This window comes from Pseudacidovorax intermedius (assembly GCF_001476815.1).
Taxonomy (GTDB): Bacteria; Pseudomonadota; Gammaproteobacteria; order Burkholderiales; family Burkholderiaceae_C; genus Xenophilus; species Xenophilus intermedius_A.
In genome coordinates this window covers 11,714-31,449 of record NZ_LDSL01000064.1, presented here as the reverse complement: position 1 = coordinate 31,449, position 19,736 = coordinate 11,714, and the positions used below count along the sequence as shown (strand labels likewise).

The following is a 19,736-nucleotide window of genomic DNA, read 5'->3' as shown; positions in this document are numbered from 1 at the left end:
ATCAGTCCGGCGTCCTGTCGGGACGCACCGCCGCTTCGGCGGGGTCCTCGCCGTCGGCGCGCGTGGCCGCCGGCGGCGGCACGTCGCCGCCCTTCTGCCGCTCGCGGAACAGGGCGGCGCGGGTCAGGAAGATCGTGGTGATCGGCGCCGTGAGCGCGACGAACATCGCGATCAGCGCGGCATGCAGGAAGAGGTAGAAACCCTGCGCCGAGAAGTACACCGCCGTCGCCAGCGACACCGACCACACGCCGGCCGTGGCGCCCAGCGTCGGGGTGTGGATGCGGCGGAAGAAGCTGGGCATGCGCACCAGCCCGAAGGAGCCGATGGCCGCGAAGGCGGCGCCCACCAGCACCAGCAGGGCGGTGAGGGCCTCGATCCAGAAGGCGAAGGCGCCGCTCATTCGATCACCTCGCCGCGCAGCAGGAACTTGGCCAGCGCCGTGGTGCCCACGAAGCCGAACAGCGCGATCAGCATCGCCGCCTCGAAGTAGACGCTGCTGGAATACACGATGCCCAGCGTCAGCATCATCAGCATGCCGTTGATGTAGAGGCAGTCGAGCGCCATCACCCGGTCCTGTGCCGTGGGCCCGGCCAGCAGGCGGAACAGCGCGCACAGCATGGCGACCGCCAGCAGGAACAACGCGCCCTTGAGCGCCCAGAACAGAACAGGCGTCATGACTCGAAGATCTCCATCAGGACGGTTTCGTAGCGCAGCTTGATGCGCTCGATCAGGTCCGCCTCGTCGTGCACGTCGAACACGTGCAGCAGCAGCTGGCTGCGGTCGACGGCGAGTTCGGCCCAGGCCGTGCCGGGCGTCAGGCACAGGATCATCGCCAGCACCGCCAGGCCGTTGGGATCGCGCATGGCCAGCGGCACGCGCACGAAGGCAGAACGGATCTGCGGCGTGCGCCGCGTCAGCAGCGCGCGGGCCACGCCCAGCGCCGAGGCCAGCAGGTCGACCACCACCAGCCGCACGAGGCGCAGCGCCAGCATCGGCTTGCGCATGCGCACCGTCGCGGGCCGAAGGCCCTTGGTGAGCAGCGGCACCACCACCGCCAGCAGCGCGCCGAGCAGCATCGTGGCCGGATGCAGCGACTGGTTGAGCAGCAGCCACACCACCCACAGCGCGATGGTGAGCGGCGGCGAGGGGATCAGGCGGCGCATCACGGCCGGACCTCCAGCCGCGGGCCGGCGGTCGTCGGGCCGGGCTTGGGGCGGGCGGCGAACACGGCCGCGCGGTAGTCGCGGGTGTCGATCAGGTTGGCCGCCGTGGCCTGGGCATGCAGCAGAACCGGGCCGGCGCCCACGGCCAGCGCGACGCAGGCCGCCAGCAGGCCGGCCACCGGCAGCACTTCCAGTGCGCGCAGGGCGGGCAGCGTGGTCTGCGTGTGGGTCCAGAAATGTCGGATGCCGCTGCGCGAGAAGGCCACCAGCGTCAGGAAGCCCGACACCAGCAGCAGCGCCATGAAGGCCCAGCCCCAGGCGCCGGTGCGCTGGCCCTCCAGCAGGCCCGAGAGCATCGCGAACTTGCCGATGAAGCCCGGCAGCGGCGGCAGGCCGGCCAGCAGCAGCACGCAGCAGACGAAGGCCAGGCCCAGGAAGGCCACGCCGGCGGGAATGGCGCGGCCGTACAGGGCCTGCGCCTCGTCGTCCAGGTTGACGTCGTCCAGCGCCTGCAGGTCCTCGGTGAGGAAGGGCGTGGTCGCCGCCGATTCGTGCGGCGCGATGCTGTGGCCGGCGTTGCGCCACCGCTCGATCATGTCGATCAGCAGGAAGAGCGCGCTGGCGGCCAGCGTAGAACCCAGCAGGTAGTACAGCGCGCCGGCCCAGACCGATTCCTGCCCCAGCCCGACCGCCGCCAGCAGCGTGCCGGCCGACACCACCACCGCGAAGCTCGCCATGTGCGACAGCCGCTGCGAGCCGAGCATGCCGAGCGAGCCCACCGTCAGCGTGGCCAGGCCCAGCCCCACGATCACCCACTGGCCGTAGAGGGCCGAGTCGCCCGCGTCGACGCCGAAGAACAGCGTCCACGTGCGCAGCACCACGTACACGCCCAGCTTGGTCAGCAGCGCGAAGACCGCGCTCACCGGCGACACCGCCGCGCTGTAGCCGGGCACCAGCCAGAAGTTCAGCGGCCAGGCGCCCGCCTTGGCGAAGAAGGCCGCCGCCAGGATGGCCGCGCCGGCATGCAGCAGGCCGCGGTCGGCCGGCGCCACCTCGGCGATGCGCTGGCTCAGGTCCGCGAGATTGAGTGTCCCGGTCACGCCGTACAGCATGGCCGCGCCGATGAGGAACAGCGACGAGGCCGCGAGGTTGATCGCGATGTAATGCAGCCCGGCGCGCACCCGCAGCGACCCCGAGCCGTGCAGCAGCAGGCCGTAGGACGCCGCCAGCATCACCTCGAAGAACACGAAGAGGTTGAACAGGTCGCCGGTCAGGAAGGCGCCGTTCAGGCCCATCAGCTGCAACTGCAGCAGCGGGTGGAAATGCACGCCGGCCCGGTCCCAGCGCGAGGTGGAGTAGATGGAGGCGGCGAAGGCCACCACGCCCGTGAGCGCCACCATCATGGTCGACAGTCGGTCGGCCACCAGCACGATGCCGAAGGGCGCGGGCCAGTTGCCCGGCAGGTACACGCCGATGGAGCCGGGGCCGCCGCCCGTGTCGGGCGTGTTGACCCAGCGCAGCAGGGCCAGCGCCGCCAGCATGCCGAGCAGGCCGGAAACCACGGTCAGCACCGACTTGGCGCGCCGGCGCTGCTCGCCCAGCAGCAGCATCAGTGCGGCCGTGAACAGCGGCAGCAGCACCGGTACCGCCACTAGGTGCGGCATGGTGAAGTCGAGCAGGCGGTCGAGTAGCGAGAGGATTTCGTTCATGTCTCCTCCCGTTCCTGGCCGTCCACGTGGTCGGTGTCCGAGATGCCGCGCGAGGCCAGCATCACCACCAGGAAGAGCGCCGTCATCGCGAAGCCGATCACGATGGCCGTCAGCACCAGCGCCTGCGGCATCGGGTCGGCCGTGTTCTGCAGGGTGGCGACGACACCGGGCTGCAGCACCGGCTCGCTGTCGACCTTGAGCCGGCCCATGCTGAAGATGAACAGGTTGACGGCGTAGGAGATGAGCGTCAGGCCCATGATGACCTGGAAGGTCCGGGGCCGCAGCAGCAGGTACACGCCTGCGCCGGTGAGCACGCCGATGGCGATGGCGAGGACGGCTTCCATCTCAACGGTTCCCTGCCGCCCGAGGGCATTGATGCGCCCCGCCGAGGGGCAGCGCTGCGCGCAGCGGGGAATGGGGAGGCCTGCCCATTCAGACGGCCCCCCCGGTGATGCGGATGGCCTCGGCGTTGGCGGCCTCCAGCGCGGCCTTGGCGGCGGCCTTCTCCTCCTGCTCCTCCGCCCAGCGGTGGCTGCGGATCGACTGGTGGGCCAGCGCCGTGAGCGTCAGCAGCGTGGCGCCCAGCACCAGGGCGAACACGCCGATGTCGAAGAACAGGGCGCTGGGCACGTGCAGCACGCCCAGCACCGGCAGCGTCAGGTGCGCCGTGTGCGTGGTCAGGAAGGGATAGCCCACCACGATGGCGCCCGTACCCGTGCCGAGCGCGACCAGCAGGCCGAGCGCGATCCAGCGCCGCGGGAAGATGCGCAGGTGCTCCTCGGTCCAGGCCGCCCCCGAGACGATGAACTGCAGCATCAGCGCCGCCGACATCACCAGTCCGGCCACGAAGCCGCCGCCCGGCTGGTTGTGGCCGCGCATGAAGAAGTACACCGACACCATGGCCGCCAGCGGCAGCAGCAGCCGCACCAGCACGGCCGGCACCATGAGGTAGCCCACGGCGGTGTCGCGGGCGCGGCGCGGGTTGATGAGGTCGGTGCCGCCCTGGTCCTGCTGCACGCGCTGCTGCGGCGGCAGGGCCATGGCCTCGGCGGCGGGGCGGAAGCGGCGCAGCAACGCATACACCGTGAGTGCCACGATGCCCAGCACGGTGATCTCGCCGAAGGTGTCGAAGCCGCGGAAGTCCACCAGCATCACGTTGACCACGTTGGTGCCCCCGCCTTCGGGCAGCGCGCGCTGCAGGAAGAAGGGCGAGATGCTTTGCGGGAAGGGCCGCGTCATCATGTACCAGGCCATGGCGGCCATGCCGCAGCCGGCCGCGCCGGCCAGCAGCAGGTCGCGCCCGCGGCGGCCCCACGGACGGAACCGTTCCCCGGCACGCTGCACCTCGGCCTTGCGCATGGGCAGCCAACGCAGGCCGAGCAGGATGAGCAGCGTGGTCACGGTCTCCACCACCAGCTGCGTCAGCGCGAGGTCGGGCGCCGAGAACCAGATGTAGGTGATGCAGCACACCAGGCCGGCACCGGAGGCGAGCATCAGCGAGGCCAGACGGTGGAACTTGGCCTGCCAGGCGGCGGCCACCGCGCAGGTGCAGCCGATCACCCAGGTCATGAGGAACATGGGCGAGAAGGGCAGGCGCTCGCGGCTGCCGGTGTCGGCGGGCGCCAGCCACAGCGACGCCCCGGCACCCAGCACGGCCACCAGCACCAGCAGCAGCAGCTGGGGCTGCAGGCGGTTGGTGGACAGCACGCGCCGGCCTCGGCGGCCCAGCTCGGACAGGCGGGCGAGCAGGTTCTCGAAGATGCGCTGGCCGTCGAAGCGGCGCAGGCCCGGCGTGTGCGTCAGTCCGCCCAGGGCACGCCGGCGCCGCTGCATCAGGTAGATGGCGGCGCCGCCCGCGAGTGCGACGAAACTCATGGCCAGCGGCAGGTTGAAGCCGTGCCAGATCGACAGGCTGTAGTCGGGCAGGTCGCCGCCCACCACCGGCGCGGCGGCCGTGGCCAGGAAGCCGCCGACCGACCAGGCCGGCACGATGCCCACCACCAGGCACAGCAGCACCAACAGTTCGACCGGCACGCGCATCCAGTGCGGCGGCTCGTGCGGCGGCTTGGGCACCTCGGTGTCGCAGCGCGGGCCGAAGAACACGTCGAACACGAAGCGCGCCGAGTACGCCACGCTGAAGGCGCCGGCCAGCGTGGCCAGCACGGGCAGGCCGATCTCCAGCCAGGGCGAGCCGTCGAGGAAGACGGTCTCGGCGAAGAACATTTCCTTGGACAGGAAGCCGTTGAGCAGCGGCACGCCCGCCATCGAGGCACTGGCGATGATGGCCAGGGCCCCCGTGATGGGCATCGGCTTGAGCAGCCCGCTCAGCCGGCTGATGTCGCGCGTGCCTGTCTCGTGGTCGATGATGCCCGCCGCCATGAAGAGCGAGGCCTTGAAGGTGGCGTGGTTCATCACGTGGAAGACCGCCGCCACCGCCGCCAGCGGGCTGTTCATGCCCAGCAGCAGCGTGATCAGGCCCAGGTGCGAGATGGTGGAATAGGCCAGCAGCGCCTTCAGGTCGCGCTGGAACATGGCGATGTAGCCGCCCAGCAGCAGCGTGATGGCGCCGGCGCCGCCCACCAGCCAGAACCAGAGGTCCGTGCCAGAGAGCACGGGCCACAGCCGCGCCATGAGAAACACGCCCAGCTTCACCATGGTGGCCGAATGCAGGTAGGCCGACACGGGCGTCGGCGCCGCCATGGCGCGCGGCAGCCAGAAGTGGAAAGGGAACTGCGCGCTCTTGGTGAAAGCGCCCACCAGCAGCAGCACCAGCGTGAGCGGATAGAGCGGGTCGGCCCGCACCAGGTCGCCCGAGGCCAGCACCACGTCCAGCTCGTAGCTGCCGGCGATGCGGCCCAGCAGCAGCACGCCCGCCAGCAGGCACAGGCCGCCGGCACCGGTGACCGTCAGCGCCATGCGGGCGCCGCGCCGGGCGTCGCGCCGGTGGTGCCAGTAGCCGATCAGCAGGAAGGAGAACAGGCTGGTGAGTTCCCAGAACAGCACCAGCTGGATCAGGTTGCCCGACAGCACCACGCCCACCATGGCGCCCATGAAGGCCAGGAAGAAGGCGAAGAAGCGCGGCACCGGGTCCGAGGAGGACATGTAGTAGCGCCCGTACAGCACCACCAGTGCGCCGATGCCCAGCACCAGCATGCAGAACAGCCAGGCCAGCCCGTCCATGCGCCAGGACAGGTCGACGCCGAGCGTGGGGATCCAGCGGTAGGTCTGCTGCAGCACCTCGCCGCCCGCCAGCGCCGGGAACTGCAGGGCCGCGACGATGGCGCAGCCCAGCGCTGCCAACCCTGCGATGCCTGCCCCCCGGTTGCGTGCGCCGGACGGCATCACGGCCGCCAGTGCGCTGGCAAGAAAGGGGGTGAGGACGAGGGCGACCAGGGGCATCGTGATCGATTCTATCGACCGACCCCTTCGACTCCATTGCAAAAACCTGTGCGTACCGGCCGGTTATGCAGGACGGCCGCGAGGCCCGCTGTAGGACACGGCGCAGGCCGCCGCGGCTGGGCTCAGACCCAGTGTTGCGTGGCCCGGAAACCCACCCAGGTCATCAGTAGGGAGCCGCCCAGATGCAAGCCGATGGTGGCCAGCGCCAGGCCCACGCGGCCGGCCATCAGCATGCCGACCACCTCGCCCGAGAAGCTGGAGAAGGTGGTAAGCGTGCCCAGGAAACCGGTGATCGCCGTCAGCCGCCAGGCGGGCGACAGGTCGGGCCGCGCCCCGAAGAAGGCGATGGCGATGCCGATCAGCAGCCCGCCGATGAGGTTGACCGCCAGGGTGCCCCAGGGCAGCCAGGCCCCGGGGTTGAGCCAGGTCTGGAAGCCCCAGCGCAGGAGGGCGCCGGCGCAGGCGGCGGCGCAGATGAACAAAGCATTCGCAAGCATCGTGCGATTGTGCGCAAGGCGGCGGCGGCGGTGGCGGGAGCGGCGGTCCGGGCGGCGGCTCAGCGCTCGGCGCCCATCACGAGGTCCGGCAGCACTGTGACGATCTGCGGGAACACCGTGATCAGCGCGATGCACAGCACCAGGCACAGGAAGAAGGGAATCGCGGCCTTGGCGATCACGTTGCTGTCCTTGCCCGTCATGTTCTGCAGCACGAACAGGTTGAAGCCCACCGGCGGCGTGACCTCGGCGATCTCCACCAGCAGCACGACGAAGATCCCGAACCACACCAGGTCGAAGCCGGCCTTCTGGATCATCGGCAGCACCACGGCGCTGGTCAGCACGATCATGCTGATGCCGTCCAGGGCCGTGCCGAGCACCAGGTAGACCAGCACCAGCGCGCCGATCAGCGCATAGGGCGACAGCTGCAGGCTGTCCACCCATTCGGCCAGCTCGCGCGGGATGCCGGTGAAGGCCATGGTCTTGGTCAGGAAGGCGGCGCCCGCCAGGATGAACATGATCATGCAGCTGGTGCGCGTGGCGCCCATCAGCCCGTCCACGAAGTTGCGCCAGTTCAGCGCCCGGCCCCAGGCCGCGATGGCCAGCGAGCCCAGCACGCCGAAGGCCGCGCATTCGGTGGCCGTGGCCCAGCCGGCCACCAGCACCCAGACGATGAACACGATCAGCAGCGCGCAGGGAATCAGGTTGCCCGACTGCCTGAGCTTGCGCGCGAAGGACATCGGCGGATCGGCCGGCGGCACCTGCTCGGGATGCCGCAGGCTCCACCAGCCGATGTAGCCCGAGAACAGCAGCATCAGCAGCAGCCCCGGCAGGAAGCCGGCCAGGAAGATGCGGATGATCGAGGCATCGGCCGCCACCGCGTACACCACCATGGTGATCGACGGCGGGATCAGGATGCCCAGCGTGCCCGCCGTGGCGAGCGAGCCGATGGCCAGCTTTTCGCTGTAGCCGCGCTTGACCAGCTCGGGCAGCGCCACCTTGGCGATGGTGGCGCAGGTGGCGGCCGAGGAGCCCGACACCGAGCCGAACACGCCGCAGCCGAGGATGGTGGTGTGCATCAGCCGCCCGGGCACGCGGTTGAGCCAGGGCCGCAGGCCCTCGAACATCTCCTCGCTGAGCCGGGTGCGGAACAGGATTTCGCCCATCCAGATGAACAGCGGCAGTGCCGCCAGCTCCCAGCTGGCATTGCTCTCCCAGAAGGCGGAGAACAGGTTCTTGCCCGGCAGCGTGCTGGTGAAGAAGGCCTGGCCCACCCAGCCGACGATGGCCAGGGTCATGGCGATCCACACGCCGCCGGCCAGCAGCACCAGCATGATCGCCAGCAGCATGGCGCCCATGAGCAGGGTTTCGGTCATGGTTGCTTTGCGTCCTTACACGTCGGAGGAGAAGTCGCCCGCCGCGTGGCGGGCCTCCACGGCGCGCTGGTAGCTGGGCTTGCCGCCGCGCAGCACCACGACCGTCTCGTCCACCAGCGCGAGCAGCAGCAGCCAGCAGCCCAAGACGAAGGTGGATTGCGGAATCCAGATGGGGATCACCACCAGGCCGGTCGCCATTTCGGCGAATTCGTAGCTCTCCCAGGTGAAGCTGGTTGCCCACCAGGTGAGGTAGCCCACGCAGACCAGGGCGATGAACAGGCAGACCAGCTCCAGCATGCGGCGCACCCGCGGCGGCACGGCCTCCAGCAAGAGCGTCACCCGCACGAAGTCGCCGTGGCGGAAGGCATGGGCCATGGCGAAGAAGGAGGCCGCCGCGCACAGCCAGGCCACGATGTCGTTGATGCCGCTCACGCGCCAGTTGAACTGGCGACCGAGGCCGGCCCAGATCATCAGCACGAAGATCAGGAAGACGCAGAAGGCGCCCAGGGCGCCGGCCCCGTCGTAGAGGCGGTCGAGAAAACGTCGCATGGAAATCCCTCGGAGGCGCGGCGCGCCGCCCCGCACGGCACTGCATGGCAGGGCCGACGCGCCGCGAAGACTGGCTTACTTCTTCTTGTAGACGTCCACGATGGCCGCGCCGTCGGCCCCGGCCAGCTTGAGCCAGTCGGCCTGCATGATGCCGCCCACCTGGCGCATGTCCGCATCCAGCTTGGGCGAAGGCTTGTGGATCCTCATGCCGCGCTCGGCCAGCAGCTTCTTGTATTCGTCGTTCTTGGCCTGGGCGGTCTTCCAGCCGCGCTCCTCGGCGGCGGCTGCGGCCTTGAGCACCGCGTCCTTGCCGGCGGCGTCCAGGGCGTCGAAGGCCTTGGCGTTGACCAGCACCGCGTTTTTCGGAATCCAGGCCTGGGTGTCGTAGAAGTTCTTGATGCTCTCGTAGGTCTTGGTGTCGTAGCCGGTGGAGCCGGAGCTCATGTAGGCCTCGACGGCGCCGGTGGCCATGGCCGCGCTCAGTTCGGCCTGCTGGATCTGCACCGGCTGCGCGCCCACCAGTTCGGCGATCTTGGCGGTGGCGGGGCTGTACGCGCGCCACTTGACGCCGCGCAGGTCGGCCACCGAGGCGATCTCCTTCTTGATGTAGATGCCTTGCGGCGCCCACGGCACCATGAACAGCACCTTCATGTTCTGGGCGGCCAGCAGATTCTCCATCGCGGGCTTGGAGACGTCGTAGAGCTTGCGCGCGTCGCCGTAGGTGGTGGCCAGGAAGGGCACGCCGTCCAGCGCGTAGATCGGGTTCTCGTTGGAGAAATTGGCCAGCAGGATCTCGCCCGCCTGGGCCTGGCCGCTCTGCACCGCCCGCTTGATCTCGGGCGCCTTGAAGAGCGAGGCGTTGGCATGCACCGTGATGCGCAGCTTGCCGCCGGTGGCGGTCTCCACGTCCTTGGCGAACTGCACGATGTTCTCGGTGTGATAGTTGGCCGGCGGATAGGCGGTGGGCAGATCCCACTTCACCTGCGCCATGGCGGCGCTGCCGAACACCAGCGAGGCCAGCACCAGGCCCTTCTTGTCGATCATGGAAGACGCTCCGACTCTGTGTGATTGGAAGGCCAGACTACGTGCAAATATCACGCCATGGACCGCGGGTTTGCCAGGGCCACGGGGGCGCCATGAAAAAGGCCGCCCGAAGGCGGCCTCGTGCCGAGGGGGCTGTGCCCGCGGCTACTTCTTGGCAGCCGGTGCCGCACCGTCCTTGGCGGCCTTGGCAGGTGCGGCCGCGCCATCGAAGGGCTTGCCGCCCACCGTCATGCCGGCGGCCGACAGCTTGGCGGCCGACTTGGCCTTGATGCCCTTCACGCGGGCCATCAGGTCCGCCCAGTCCTTGAATTCGCCCTGCTTGCGGGCGTCGAGGATGCGCTGGGACATGGCCGGGCCCACGCCGGGCAGGCCATCGAGTTCCGCGGCGCTGCCCTTGTTGACGTCGACCGCGGCGAAGGCGCCCGCGGCGAGCAGGCCGAACACGGCCGCAGCGATCAGCTTCTTGAGCTTCATGTGTGATTTCCCCCTGAAATGGTTGACGATGCTGCGCCCTCCGGACGCAGGCGCTCATCAGAATGCAGCAGGGTCGATGCTGTCAATGCACCGCCTGGGGCGGCGCGTGAAGCACATCACAGTTCTTCGACGCGGCGGGGCGGATAGCTGTCCCAGGCCTGACAGCCGGGGCAATGCCAGAAGTACTGGTGGGCCTCGAAGCCGCAGGCGGCGCAGCGATAGCGCATCTGCGGGCGGGCCACCTGGTCCAGCGCCCGCTGTACCGGGGGATGGGTGCGGGCGTCGTCGCGCAGGGTTTCGCCCGCCAGCCAGCGGGAGGCCGCCAACAGCGAGCCGGGCACGCGGGTGAGGTGTTCCAGGTAGCGGTCCCGCGAGGCGGTGGGGGCCGGGCGGCCGTCCGCCGGCACGGCCGATTGCATGGATGCTTCCAGCGCCATCAGGGCCTCGAGCACGTCGATGGAAGGCTCGGCCTCGTAGCGCTCGTGCAGCAGTGCCGTGGCGGCGGCCTGCTCACCTGCGCCCTGGGCGGCCTGCTGCAGCGCGGCGGCGTAGAGCGGCAGGGCCAGCGGCGCAGTGCGGGCCAGCGCCGACAGCGTGCCCCAAGCCTCCGCCGCGCGGCCCTGGCGCAGCAGCAGGGCCGCGGTGTCAATGGGCGGACGCGGGGCCTGCGGCGCGAGCTGCGCGGCCTCCTGCAGCAGGCGCAACGCCTCGTCGGCATTGCCGCGCGTGCTGTGCTCGGCGGCCTGCTCGCACAGGTGGTGGGCCCGGCGGGCGGCGTAGCTGGCCTGGTCCGAGGCGTCGAGCTTCGCGGCCACGGCCTCGGCCTGGGCCCATTCGCGCGAGCGTTCGTAGATGGCCAGCAGCGCCAGCCGCGATTCGTTCTCGAAGCGGGTGCCTTCCAGCTTCTGCAGCGCGACCTCCGCCCGGTCGAGCAGGCCGGCGCTCAGGAAGTCCTGCGCCAGCGCATGCTGGGCGCGGTCGCGGTCGGCGCGGTTGAGGTCGCCGCGCGAGAGCAGGTGCTCGTGCACCCGCACGGCGCGCTGGTACTCGCCACGTCGGCGGAACAGGTTGCCCAGGGCGAAGTGCAGTTCCTGCGTGTCCGGGTCGTTCTGCACCGCCTCGATGAAGGCGTCGATGGCCTGGTCCTGCTGTTCGTTGAGCAGGAAGTTCAGGCCGCGGAAGTAGGCCTTGGGGGCCTGGCGGTTTTCCAGACGCAGCTGGCGCAGGTCCAGCCGGGAGGCCAGCCAGCCCAGCACGAAGGCCACCGGCAGGCCCAGCAGCAGCCAGCTCAGGTCAAAGTCCATGTCGTCGTGCAGCGGAAGGTTCGGCCAGCGGCGCCGCAGCCACGCTGGCAGCCGGCGTATCGGCCGACGCTGGCGGGGCGCTCACCGGCTGGCGCAGGGCGGCGGCGGCCGTTCGGTGGCGCCACCAGCCGGGCAGCATGCCCAGCGCGCCTACCACCAGACCGGCGGCGAAGGCGGCCAGCACCACCAGCACCAGGGGTCCGCGCCAGGAGGTGCCGAAAAAGAAATGCACCGTCGCCTCGTGCTGGTTGTTGAGCGCGAAGGCGAACAGGGTAAAAAAAATGGCTGCCTTGAGCAGCCACAGAAGGTACTTCATCGCCGGGCCGCCCCAAGGTGACGTGCGCCCCACTGGAGGGGCTGTGACCACGCGGTGCGACAGGCGTTGGAACGGATTCTTTTCATGCGGGTCCCGTTGGGCGGGACGATTCTACGTAGGCACCCGGCCGGCCCGGCTCCGATGAGGACCCCGGCCCGGGTGGATGGCGCTCATGCCTCGCTCGAGCGGTCCACGGCTTCGCGCAGGGCCTTGCCCGGCTTGAAGTGCGGCACGCGCTTCTCGGGGATCTGCACGCTCTCGCCCGACCGCGGGTTGCGGCCGATGCGGGGCGGGCGCCGGCTCACCGAGAAGCTGCCGAAACCGCGGATCTCGATGCGATGCCCACGCACCAGCGCGTCGCTCATGGCGTCGAGAATGGTCTTGACGGCCTGCTCGGCGTCGCGGTGCGTCAGCTGCGCAAAGCGGGCGGCGAGTTCTTCGACCAGATCGGAACGTGTCATTGCTGGCACGCGGCAGGCCGGGACCGGTGAGGGCCCGCGGCCAGCCGCTTTTCGGGTCGATTACTTGTCGCTGCCGTCCAGCTTGGCGCGCAGCAGGGCGCCCAGGCTGGTGGTGCCGGCGTTCTCGCGGGCCGACTGCTGGTTCAGATTGGCCATGGCGCCTTGCTCGTCGACCATGTCCTTCTGCTTGACCGACAGCTGGATGTTGCGGGTCTTGCGATCCACGTTCACCACCACGGCCGTGACTTCGTCGCCTTCCTTGAGCACGTTGCGGGCATCTTCCACGCGGTCGCGGGAGATTTCAGAAGCGCGCAGGTAGCCGATCACGTCGTTGCCCAGGTCGATCTCGGCGCCACGCGGATCCACGGTCTTGACCTTGCCGGTCACGATTTGGCCCTTGTCGTTCACCGAGGTGAACGTCGAGAACGGGTCGCCGTCCAGCTGCTTGATGCCCAGGCTGATGCGCTCGCGGTCCACGTCGACGGCCAGCACGAGGGCCTCGACTTCCTGGCCCTTCTTGTAGTTGCGCACGGCGGTTTCGCCGGCTTCGTTCCACGACAGGTCGGACAGGTGCACCAGGCCGTCGATGCCGGCAGCCAGGCCCACGAACACGCCGAAGTCGGTGATCGACTTGATCGGGCCCTTAACGCGGTCGCCGCGCTTGGTGTTCTGCGCGAATTCCTGCCACGGGTTGGCCTTGCACTGCTTCATGCCCAGGCTGATGCGGCGCTTGTCCTCGTCGATCTCCAGGACCATGACTTCCACTTCGTCGCCCATGGAGACGATCTTGTTGGGGGCCACGTTCTTGTTGGTCCAGTCCATCTCGGACACGTGCACCAGGCCTTCGATGCCCGGCTCGAGTTCGACGAACGCGCCGTAGTCGGCGATGTTCGTGACCTTGCCGAACAGGCGCGTGCCTTGCGGGTAGCGGCGCGACACGCCCAGCCACGGGTCGTCGCCCATCTGCTTGAGGCCCAGCGAGACGCGGTTCTTCTCGGTGTCGAACTTGAGGATCTTGGCGGTGATTTCCTGGCCGGCCTGCACCACTTCGCTCGGGTGGCGGACACGGCGCCAGGCCATGTCGGTGATGTGCAGCAGGCCGTCGATGCCGCCGAGGTCGACGAAGGCACCGTATTCGGTGATGTTCTTGACCACGCCGCGGACGATGGCGCCTTCCTTCAGCGTCTCCATCAGCTTGGCGCGCTCTTCGCCCATCGAGGCTTCGACCACGGCACGGCGCGACAGCACGACGTTGTTGCGCTTGCGGTCGAGCTTGATGACCTTGAACTCCATCGTCTTGTTTTCGAAGGGAGTCAGGTCTTTGATCGGACGGGTGTCGATCAGCGAGCCCGGCAGGAAGGCGCGGATGCCGTTGACCAGCACCGTGAGGCCGCCCTTGACCTTGCCGCTGGTCGTGCCGGTGACGAATTCACCGGATTCCAGGGCCTTCTCGAGCGCCAGCCACGAAGCCAGACGCTTGGCCGTGTCGCGCGAGAGGATGGTGTCGCCGTAGCCGTTCTCGACGGAGCCGATGGCCACGGAGACGAAGTCGCCGGCCTGGACTTCGAGTTCGCCCTTGTCGTTCTTGAATTCGTCGATCGGCACGTAGGCTTCGGACTTCAGGCCGGCATTGACCACGACGTGGTTGTGCTCGACGCGGACCACCTCGGCGGTGATCACTTCGCCCGCGCGCATTTCGGAACGCTTCAGAGACTCTTCAAAGAGGGCGGCAAAAGATTCGGACATTGAGTTTCCTTCCGGTCTCTCCAGGTTTCCAGCCGCCCATGCAACATCGCGTGCGGCTGTTTCTATGACTGGAACCGGTGGTGTGGGCGGTGAAGCCCGGGGGTTGAGGTTGAACAACCAGCAGGCCGGTGCGCTGACGCGCGAGGGGAGCTTGGCTGGAGCGAAGGGCGCGCCCGGCAGGGCCGGGGCGCCGAGCCCAACGACGGCTTCGACGATGTGTCAATGCGTCTCGAAGGGCTGCACCTGCCGCCACCAGTCCAGCACCTGCTCGACCGACTGATCGATGCTGAGGAAGGAGTTGTCCAGGAGGCGGGCGTCCTGCGCGGGTTTGAGCGGGGCGACGCTACGGTTCGAATCGCGGGCGTCGCGCGCTTCCAGGTCCGCGCGAAGGTCGGCGAGTATAGCTGGAATTCCTTTGGAAATCAATTGCTTATGCCGGCGCTCGGCGCGGTGCTCGGCGCTGGCCGTGAGGTAGACCTTCAGCGGCGCGTCGGGAAAGATCACCGTGCCCATGTCGCGGCCGTCCGCCACCAGCCCCGGCAGGCGGCGAAATCCGTGCTGCAGTTCAGTGAGCGCCGCACGCACGCCGGGCAGGGCCGACACGCGCGAGGCATCCATGCCGGCCGCCTCGGTGCGGATCGCATCGGTCACGTCCTCGTCGGCCAGCAGCACGCGGCCGGCGTCGAAGCGCAGCGGCAGCGCGCGGGCGAGGGCGGCGATGGCGGCCTCGTGGGCGGGTTCCGGCTCCAGGCCGGCGCGCCGCGTCGCGAGACCGGCCACGCGGTACAGCGTGCCCGAGTCCAGGTAGTGGTAGCCCAGGCGCAGCGCCAGTTCGGCCGCGAGCGTGCCCTTGCCCGAGGCGGTGGGCCCGTCGATGCAGAGCACCGGCACGTCGTCCGCCGCGACCACCGAGAACAGGGTCTCGAAATAGTCGGGGAAGGTCTTGGCCACGCACTTCGGGTCGAGGATGCGCACCGGCCGGTGGTCGGGATTGAAGGCGGCCAGCGAGAAGCACATGGCCACGCGGTGGTCGTCGTAGGTGTGGATGGCCGCGGCCTTCCAGTGACCCGCGGGCAGCGGGTGCACGACGATGAAGTCCGGGCCCGATTCCACGGTGGCGCCCAGCTTGCGCAGTTCTGCCGCCATGGCGTCGATGCGGTCGGTTTCCTTCACGCGCCAGCTGGCGATGTTGCGCAGCCGGCAGGGGCCGTCGGCATACAGCGCCATCACGGCCAGCGTCATGGCGGCGTCGGGAATCGCGTTGCAGTCCAGGTCGATGGCCTGGAGCGGCCAGACGCCGCGGCGCACCGCCAGCCAGTTGGGGCCGCTGTCCACCTGCGCGCCCATCTGCCGGGCGGCGTCGATGAAGCGGATGTCGCCCTGAATCGAGTCGGCGCCCACGCCTTCGATGCGGATGCCGTTGCCCCCCGGCAGCGGCGCCGCGAGCGCGCCCAGGCCGATGAAGTAGCTGGCCGAGGAGGCATCCGCCTCGACGTGGATGCGTCCGGGCGTGACGTAGCGGCTGCCCTGCGGGATGGTGAAGCGCCGCCATTCCTCGCGCTGCACCTGGATGCCGAAGCGGGCGAGCAGGTTGAGCGTGATCTCGATGTAGGGCTTGGAGATCAGCTCGCCCACCACCTCGATCACCACGTCGCGGCTTCCGGCGGCCAGCGGCAGGGCCAGCAGCAGGGCGGTGAGGAACTGGCTCGACACGTCGCCGCGCACGCGGATCGGCGCGTCCAGCTGCAGTGCCGATCTCTGGGCCGGCCGGATGCGCAGCGGCGGATAGCCGGGATTGCCCAGGTAGTCGATGGGGCAGCCCAGCTGCACCAGCGCGTCGACCAGATCGCCGATCGGCCGCTCGTGCATGCGCGGCACGCCGCGCAGCTGGAAGTCGCCACCCAGCAGCGCCAGCGCCGCCGTCAGCGGCCGCATCGCCGTGCCGGCATTGCCCAGGAACAGGTCGGCCTGCCGCTGCTTCACCTGCCCGCCCAGGCCCTCGATGCGCAGCACCGCGCCGTCGCGGGCAATGGTGCAGCCGAGCTGGGCCAGCGCCTCCAGCATCACGCGGGTGTCGTCCGAATCGAGCAGGTCGTGGATGTCGGTCGTGCCGCTCGCCAGCGCCGCCAGCAGCAGCACGCGGTTGGAGATGCTCTTGGAGCCCGGCAGGCGCACGGTGCCGGCGGCACCGGCCAATGCGGGAAGGTCGAGGAACTCGGTGGCGTACATGGGCAGGAAGGCAGGGAATGAAAGGCGCCCGATGGCGTGGGCAGATTCTGCAAGGCCGGCGGCCGGTGAGGAGGCGCGCCGGCCGGCGCGCCCGCACGGGTCAGCCGCTGAGGGCGGGTTTCAACGCGGCGCGCGCCCGGCTGGCCGCGCCGATGGCATCGGCCAGGCCCGCGGCATCGCCGTCGGCGATCTGCGCTTCGAAGCGCTGCAAGGCCTCGCGGAAGGCCTGCGACTGGTGCAGCACCTGCTCGCGGTTGGCCAGCAGGATGTCGCGCCAGATGGTGGGGTCGCCGGCGGCGATGCGGGAGAAATCACGGAAGCCCGGCCCCGCCAGTTCGAGGAAGCGCGCGCCCTCGTCCTGGCCGTTCAGCGCTTGCATGAAGGCGAAGGCCAGCAGGTGGGGCAGGTGGCTCACGGCGGCCAGGGCGGCATCGTGCGCGGGCGCCGTCATGGTCTGCACGCGCGCGCCGATGCGGCTCCACACCTCGATGGCGCGCTGCACGTGCGCGGCACGCGAGCGCTCGGTCGGGGTGAGGATGACGTGCCGGTCGACGAAGAGGGCGCCGTCGGCATGCTCCACGCCCGCCACCTCCTTGCCGGCGATGGGATGGGCGGGCACGAAGTTGGCCGCCTGCTGCTGCAAGGCGCGATGGCCGGCGGCGACCACATCGGCCTTGGTTGAGCCCACGTCCATCACCAGCGCGTCCTCGCCCAGGCCCAGTCGGATGGCCCGCAGCGTGGATTCGGTCGCCGCCACCGGCACCGCGAGCAGTACCAGGTCCGCACCCGCGACGGCCTGCAGCGCGGAGGGCGCCTCGGCGTCGATGACGCCCAGTTGACGGGCCCGTTCGGTGGTGGAGGGCGACTTGCTGTAGCCCACCACCCGGCGCACCAGCCCCGCCTGGCGCAACGCCAGCGCAAAGGAGCCGCCGATGAGGCCGCAGCCGATCAGGCCGAGTTGCTGGAACATGCCGGACCCTCTCAGAAGGTGTGAATGAATCCGGCGTGGCCGAGCGGGCTGCGAAAACGCGGCCAATCCAGGCGCAAAGCGCAGCCATAGCTCTGGCTATGGCGAGCATTTGCAACGCAGAGTGGGCGTGTTTTGGCAGGACGAGCGGGCATGGCGGGTTCGTTCACACCTTCTCAAGCCTTGACCGGGTAGGCGCCGATGATCTTGAAGAAGGCGCAGAGCTCGCGCAGCTCGGCCAGCGCCGCCGCCACGTGGGGCTGCTCGGGATGGCCGTCGAGGTCGATGTAGAAGTAGTAGTCCCACTGACCGGTGCGTGCCGGCCGCGACTCGAAACGGGTCATCGAGACCTTGTGCGTCTTCAGCGGCACCAGCAGGTCGTGTACCGCGCCCGGCCTGTTGGGCACCGACACCACCAGGCTGGTCATGTCCCGGCCCGAGGCCGGCGGCATGGCCAGCGTGTGCGGCAGGCAGATGACGGCGAAGCGGGTGCGGTTGTAGGGATCGTCCTGGATCGCATGCGCCACGATGTGCAGGCCGAACTGGGTGGCGGCGCGCTCGCTGGCGATGCCCGCCCAGGCGGGATTGGTGGCCGCCAGCCGCGCGCCTTCGGCATTGCTGGAGACGGCGCGGCGTTCGGCCTTGGGCAGGTGCTTGGACAGCCAGCCATGGCACTGCGCCAGCGCCTGCGGATGGGCCATCACCACTTCGATGTCGTCGAGCGTATTGCGGCTGCACAGCAGGTTGTGGCGCACCAGCAGGCTCACCTGGCCGACCACGTGCGCCGGCGAATGCAGGAACAGGTCGAGCGAACGGGCGACGGCGCCCTCGGTGGAGTTCTCCACGCCCACGACGCCGTACTGGGCGCTGCCCGCGGCCGTGGCGTGGAAGACCTCGTCGAAGGTGGCGCAGTACACCAGGTCGGCCGCGCCGCCGAAATACTCGACGGCGGCCTGCTCGCAGAAGGTGCCTTCGGGGCCCAGCACCGCCACGCGCTGGGGCGACTCCAGCGCCAGGCAGGCGGACATGATCTCGCGCCAGATGGCCTCGACGTGCGCGCCCTTGAGCGGGCCGGGGTTGTTGCGCTTGACCTTCTCGATCACCTGCGCGACGCGGTCGGGACGGAAGTAGGGCGTGCCCTCGCGCTTCTTGACCTCGCCGACCAGCTCGGCGACGTGGGCGCGCTGGTTCAGCAGGTCGAGCAGTTGGGCGTCCAGCGCGTCGATGCGCTCACGCAGGGGCGCCAGGTTGTCGCTGGAGGCGGGCGAGGCAGAAGACGAGGGGGATGGGGATGCGGTCATCGGGCGGATTCATGCCCGTGATCAGGCATGCAGACGCTCGAATTCTCGCATGTAGGCCACCAGCGCCTGCACGCCTTCCAGCGGCATGGCGTTGTAGATGCTGGCCCGCATGCCGCCGACCGACTTGTGACCCTTGAGCTGCAGCAGGCCGGCCTGCCGGGCGCCGGCGAGGAAGGCCTCGTTGCGCGACTCGTCGGCCAGCAGGAAGGGTACGTTCATCCGCGAACGGCAGGACGGGTCGACCCGGCTCTCGTAGAAGGCCGAGCCGTCGATGAAGTCGTACAGCAGCTTCGCCTTGGCGATGTTGCGCGCCTCCATGGCGGCCACGCCGGTGAGCTCGCCTTCGCGCTGCTCGCGCAGCCACTGGAAGGTCAGGCCGGCCATGTAGATGCCCCAGGTGGGGGGCGTGTTGTACATGGAGTCGTTCTCGGCCACGAGCTTGTAGCTGAAGGCGCTCGGGCAGATGGGCAGCGCGCGGTCCAGCAGGTCCTCGCGCACCACCACCAGCGTCAGGCCGGCCGGCCCCAGGTTCTTTTGCGCGCCGCCGAAGGCCAGGCCGACGCGGTTCCAGTCGACGGCGCGCGAGGCGACGTGCGACGAGAAGTCGATGACCAGCGGCGCATCGCTGCCCAGTGCCTTCAGGTCGGGCAGTTCCTGGAATTCGATGCCGTTGATGGTCTCGTTGGAGCACAGGTGGACGTAGGCCGCATCGGGGCTCAGCGACCAGCCTTGCGGATCCGGAATCGCCACATGGCCGCCTTCCGCATTGCTGGTGGCCGCCCGCGCCTTGCAATAGCGGCCGGCTTCCTTGAGCGACTTGGTGCTCCAACTGCCCGTGACCACGAAGTCGACCGTGCCGCCGCGCGACAGGTTCAGCGGCACGATGGCGTTCTCGCCCAGCCCGCCACCCTGCATGAACAGGATGCGGAAATTGGACGGCACGGCCATCAGCTGGCGGAAATCCGACTCGGCCTGGCCGATGATTTCGCCAAATTCCTTGCCGCGGTGGCTCATCTCCATCACGCCCATGCCGCTGCCGTGCCAGTCGAGCATCTCGGCAGCGGCACGTGAGAGCACCGCCTCCGGCATGGCGGCCGGTCCGGCCGAGAAGTTGTAGGGGCGGCGGACGGCGGAGGTGGTCATGCAACGATCACGGAACGGGCGGAGGGCGCGGCCGGGCGCGTCGGCCCGGCCGTCGGGGGCG

The 19,736-nt window shown here is 69.5% G+C and carries 19 protein-coding genes; all 19 read right to left on the bottom strand.

The features are described 5' to 3' along the window. Position 1 precedes the first annotated feature (1 nt). Positions 2–400: a monovalent cation/H(+) antiporter subunit G gene (gene mnhG / locus NS331_RS10735; protein WP_058641982.1), complete on the bottom strand. Its 399-nt coding sequence runs from the start codon at positions 398–400 to the stop codon at positions 2–4. After that, positions 397–675, bottom strand: a complete 279-nt coding sequence (locus NS331_RS10730; protein ID WP_058641981.1) for a K+/H+ antiporter subunit F — start codon at positions 673–675, stop codon at positions 397–399. Before NS331_RS10730 ends, mnhG begins: the two co-directional genes overlap by 4 nt. Next, complete coding sequence (locus tag NS331_RS10725; protein ID WP_058641980.1) at positions 672–1,163, bottom strand: Na+/H+ antiporter subunit E; 492 nt, start codon at positions 1,161–1,163, stop codon at positions 672–674. Before NS331_RS10725 ends, NS331_RS10730 begins: the two co-directional genes overlap by 4 nt. Further along, positions 1,163–2,872, bottom strand: a complete 1,710-nt coding sequence (locus tag NS331_RS10720) for a monovalent cation/H+ antiporter subunit D (protein WP_058641979.1) — start codon at positions 2,870–2,872, stop codon at positions 1,163–1,165. The genes NS331_RS10725 and NS331_RS10720 overlap by 1 nt, the downstream gene beginning before the upstream one ends. After that, positions 2,869–3,216 carry a Na+/H+ antiporter subunit C gene (locus tag NS331_RS10715; protein WP_058641978.1) on the bottom strand — a complete coding sequence of 116 codons (348 nt, stop codon included), beginning with the start codon at positions 3,214–3,216 and terminating at the stop codon, positions 2,869–2,871. The genes NS331_RS10720 and NS331_RS10715 overlap by 4 nt, the downstream gene beginning before the upstream one ends. Positions 3,217–3,304: 88 nt before the next feature. Then, positions 3,305–6,271, bottom strand: coding sequence for a monovalent cation/H+ antiporter subunit A (locus tag NS331_RS10710; protein WP_058641977.1), 2,967 nt, complete (start codon positions 6,269–6,271; stop codon positions 3,305–3,307). 122 nt (positions 6,272–6,393) lie between these two features. Next, on the bottom strand, positions 6,394–6,768 hold the full coding sequence (gene crcB / locus NS331_RS10705; RefSeq protein WP_058641976.1) for a fluoride efflux transporter CrcB: 375 nt from the start codon (positions 6,766–6,768) through the stop codon (positions 6,394–6,396). A 59-nt stretch (positions 6,769–6,827) separates the two neighbouring features. Next, entirely contained in the window at positions 6,828–8,141 is a 1,314-nt protein-coding gene (locus tag NS331_RS10700) for a TRAP transporter large permease (protein ID WP_058641975.1), read from the bottom strand. Between the two features lie 15 nt (positions 8,142–8,156). After that, entirely contained in the window at positions 8,157–8,690 is a 534-nt protein-coding gene (locus NS331_RS10695; RefSeq protein WP_058641974.1) for a TRAP transporter small permease, read from the bottom strand. Between the two features lie 75 nt (positions 8,691–8,765). After that, on the bottom strand, positions 8,766–9,734 hold the full coding sequence (locus NS331_RS10690; RefSeq protein WP_058641973.1) for a TRAP transporter substrate-binding protein: 969 nt from the start codon (positions 9,732–9,734) through the stop codon (positions 8,766–8,768). A 144-nt stretch (positions 9,735–9,878) separates the two neighbouring features. Beyond that, positions 9,879–10,208, bottom strand: coding sequence for a ComEA family DNA-binding protein (locus tag NS331_RS10685; RefSeq protein ID WP_058641972.1), 330 nt, complete (start codon positions 10,206–10,208; stop codon positions 9,879–9,881). A 116-nt stretch (positions 10,209–10,324) separates the two neighbouring features. Beyond that, positions 10,325–11,512 carry a lipopolysaccharide assembly protein LapB gene (lapB, locus tag NS331_RS10680; RefSeq protein WP_058641971.1) on the bottom strand — a complete coding sequence of 396 codons (1,188 nt, stop codon included), beginning with the start codon at positions 11,510–11,512 and terminating at the stop codon, positions 10,325–10,327. Beyond that, a complete protein-coding gene (locus NS331_RS10675) occupies positions 11,502–11,828 on the bottom strand; it encodes a LapA family protein (RefSeq protein WP_058641970.1) in 327 nt (108 codons plus the stop codon). Before NS331_RS10675 ends, lapB begins: the two co-directional genes overlap by 11 nt. A gap of 170 nt (positions 11,829–11,998) precedes the next feature. After that, entirely contained in the window at positions 11,999–12,289 is a 291-nt protein-coding gene (locus tag NS331_RS10670) for an integration host factor subunit beta (RefSeq protein WP_058641969.1), read from the bottom strand. A 60-nt stretch (positions 12,290–12,349) separates the two neighbouring features. Continuing rightward, entirely contained in the window at positions 12,350–14,035 is a 1,686-nt protein-coding gene (gene rpsA, locus NS331_RS10665; RefSeq protein WP_058641968.1) for a 30S ribosomal protein S1, read from the bottom strand. Between the two features lie 219 nt (positions 14,036–14,254). After that, a complete protein-coding gene (locus NS331_RS10660) occupies positions 14,255–16,264 on the bottom strand; it encodes a bifunctional 3-phosphoshikimate 1-carboxyvinyltransferase/cytidylate kinase (protein ID WP_058641967.1) in 2,010 nt (669 codons plus the stop codon). A 100-nt stretch (positions 16,265–16,364) separates the two neighbouring features. Beyond that, entirely contained in the window at positions 16,365–17,234 is an 870-nt protein-coding gene (locus NS331_RS10655) for a prephenate dehydrogenase (protein WP_058641966.1), read from the bottom strand. A gap of 173 nt (positions 17,235–17,407) precedes the next feature. Further along, positions 17,408–18,532 (bottom strand): prephenate dehydratase, encoded by a 1,125-nt coding sequence (gene pheA, locus NS331_RS10650; protein ID WP_058641965.1) that lies wholly within the window; start codon positions 18,530–18,532, stop codon positions 17,408–17,410. A gap of 21 nt (positions 18,533–18,553) precedes the next feature. Beyond that, the gene (serC, locus tag NS331_RS10645; RefSeq protein WP_058641964.1) at positions 18,554–19,675 is read right to left on the bottom strand and encodes a 3-phosphoserine/phosphohydroxythreonine transaminase; all 1,122 of its coding nucleotides are present in this window, start codon (positions 19,673–19,675) and stop codon (positions 18,554–18,556) included. Between the last annotated feature and the right edge of the window lie 61 nt (positions 19,676–19,736).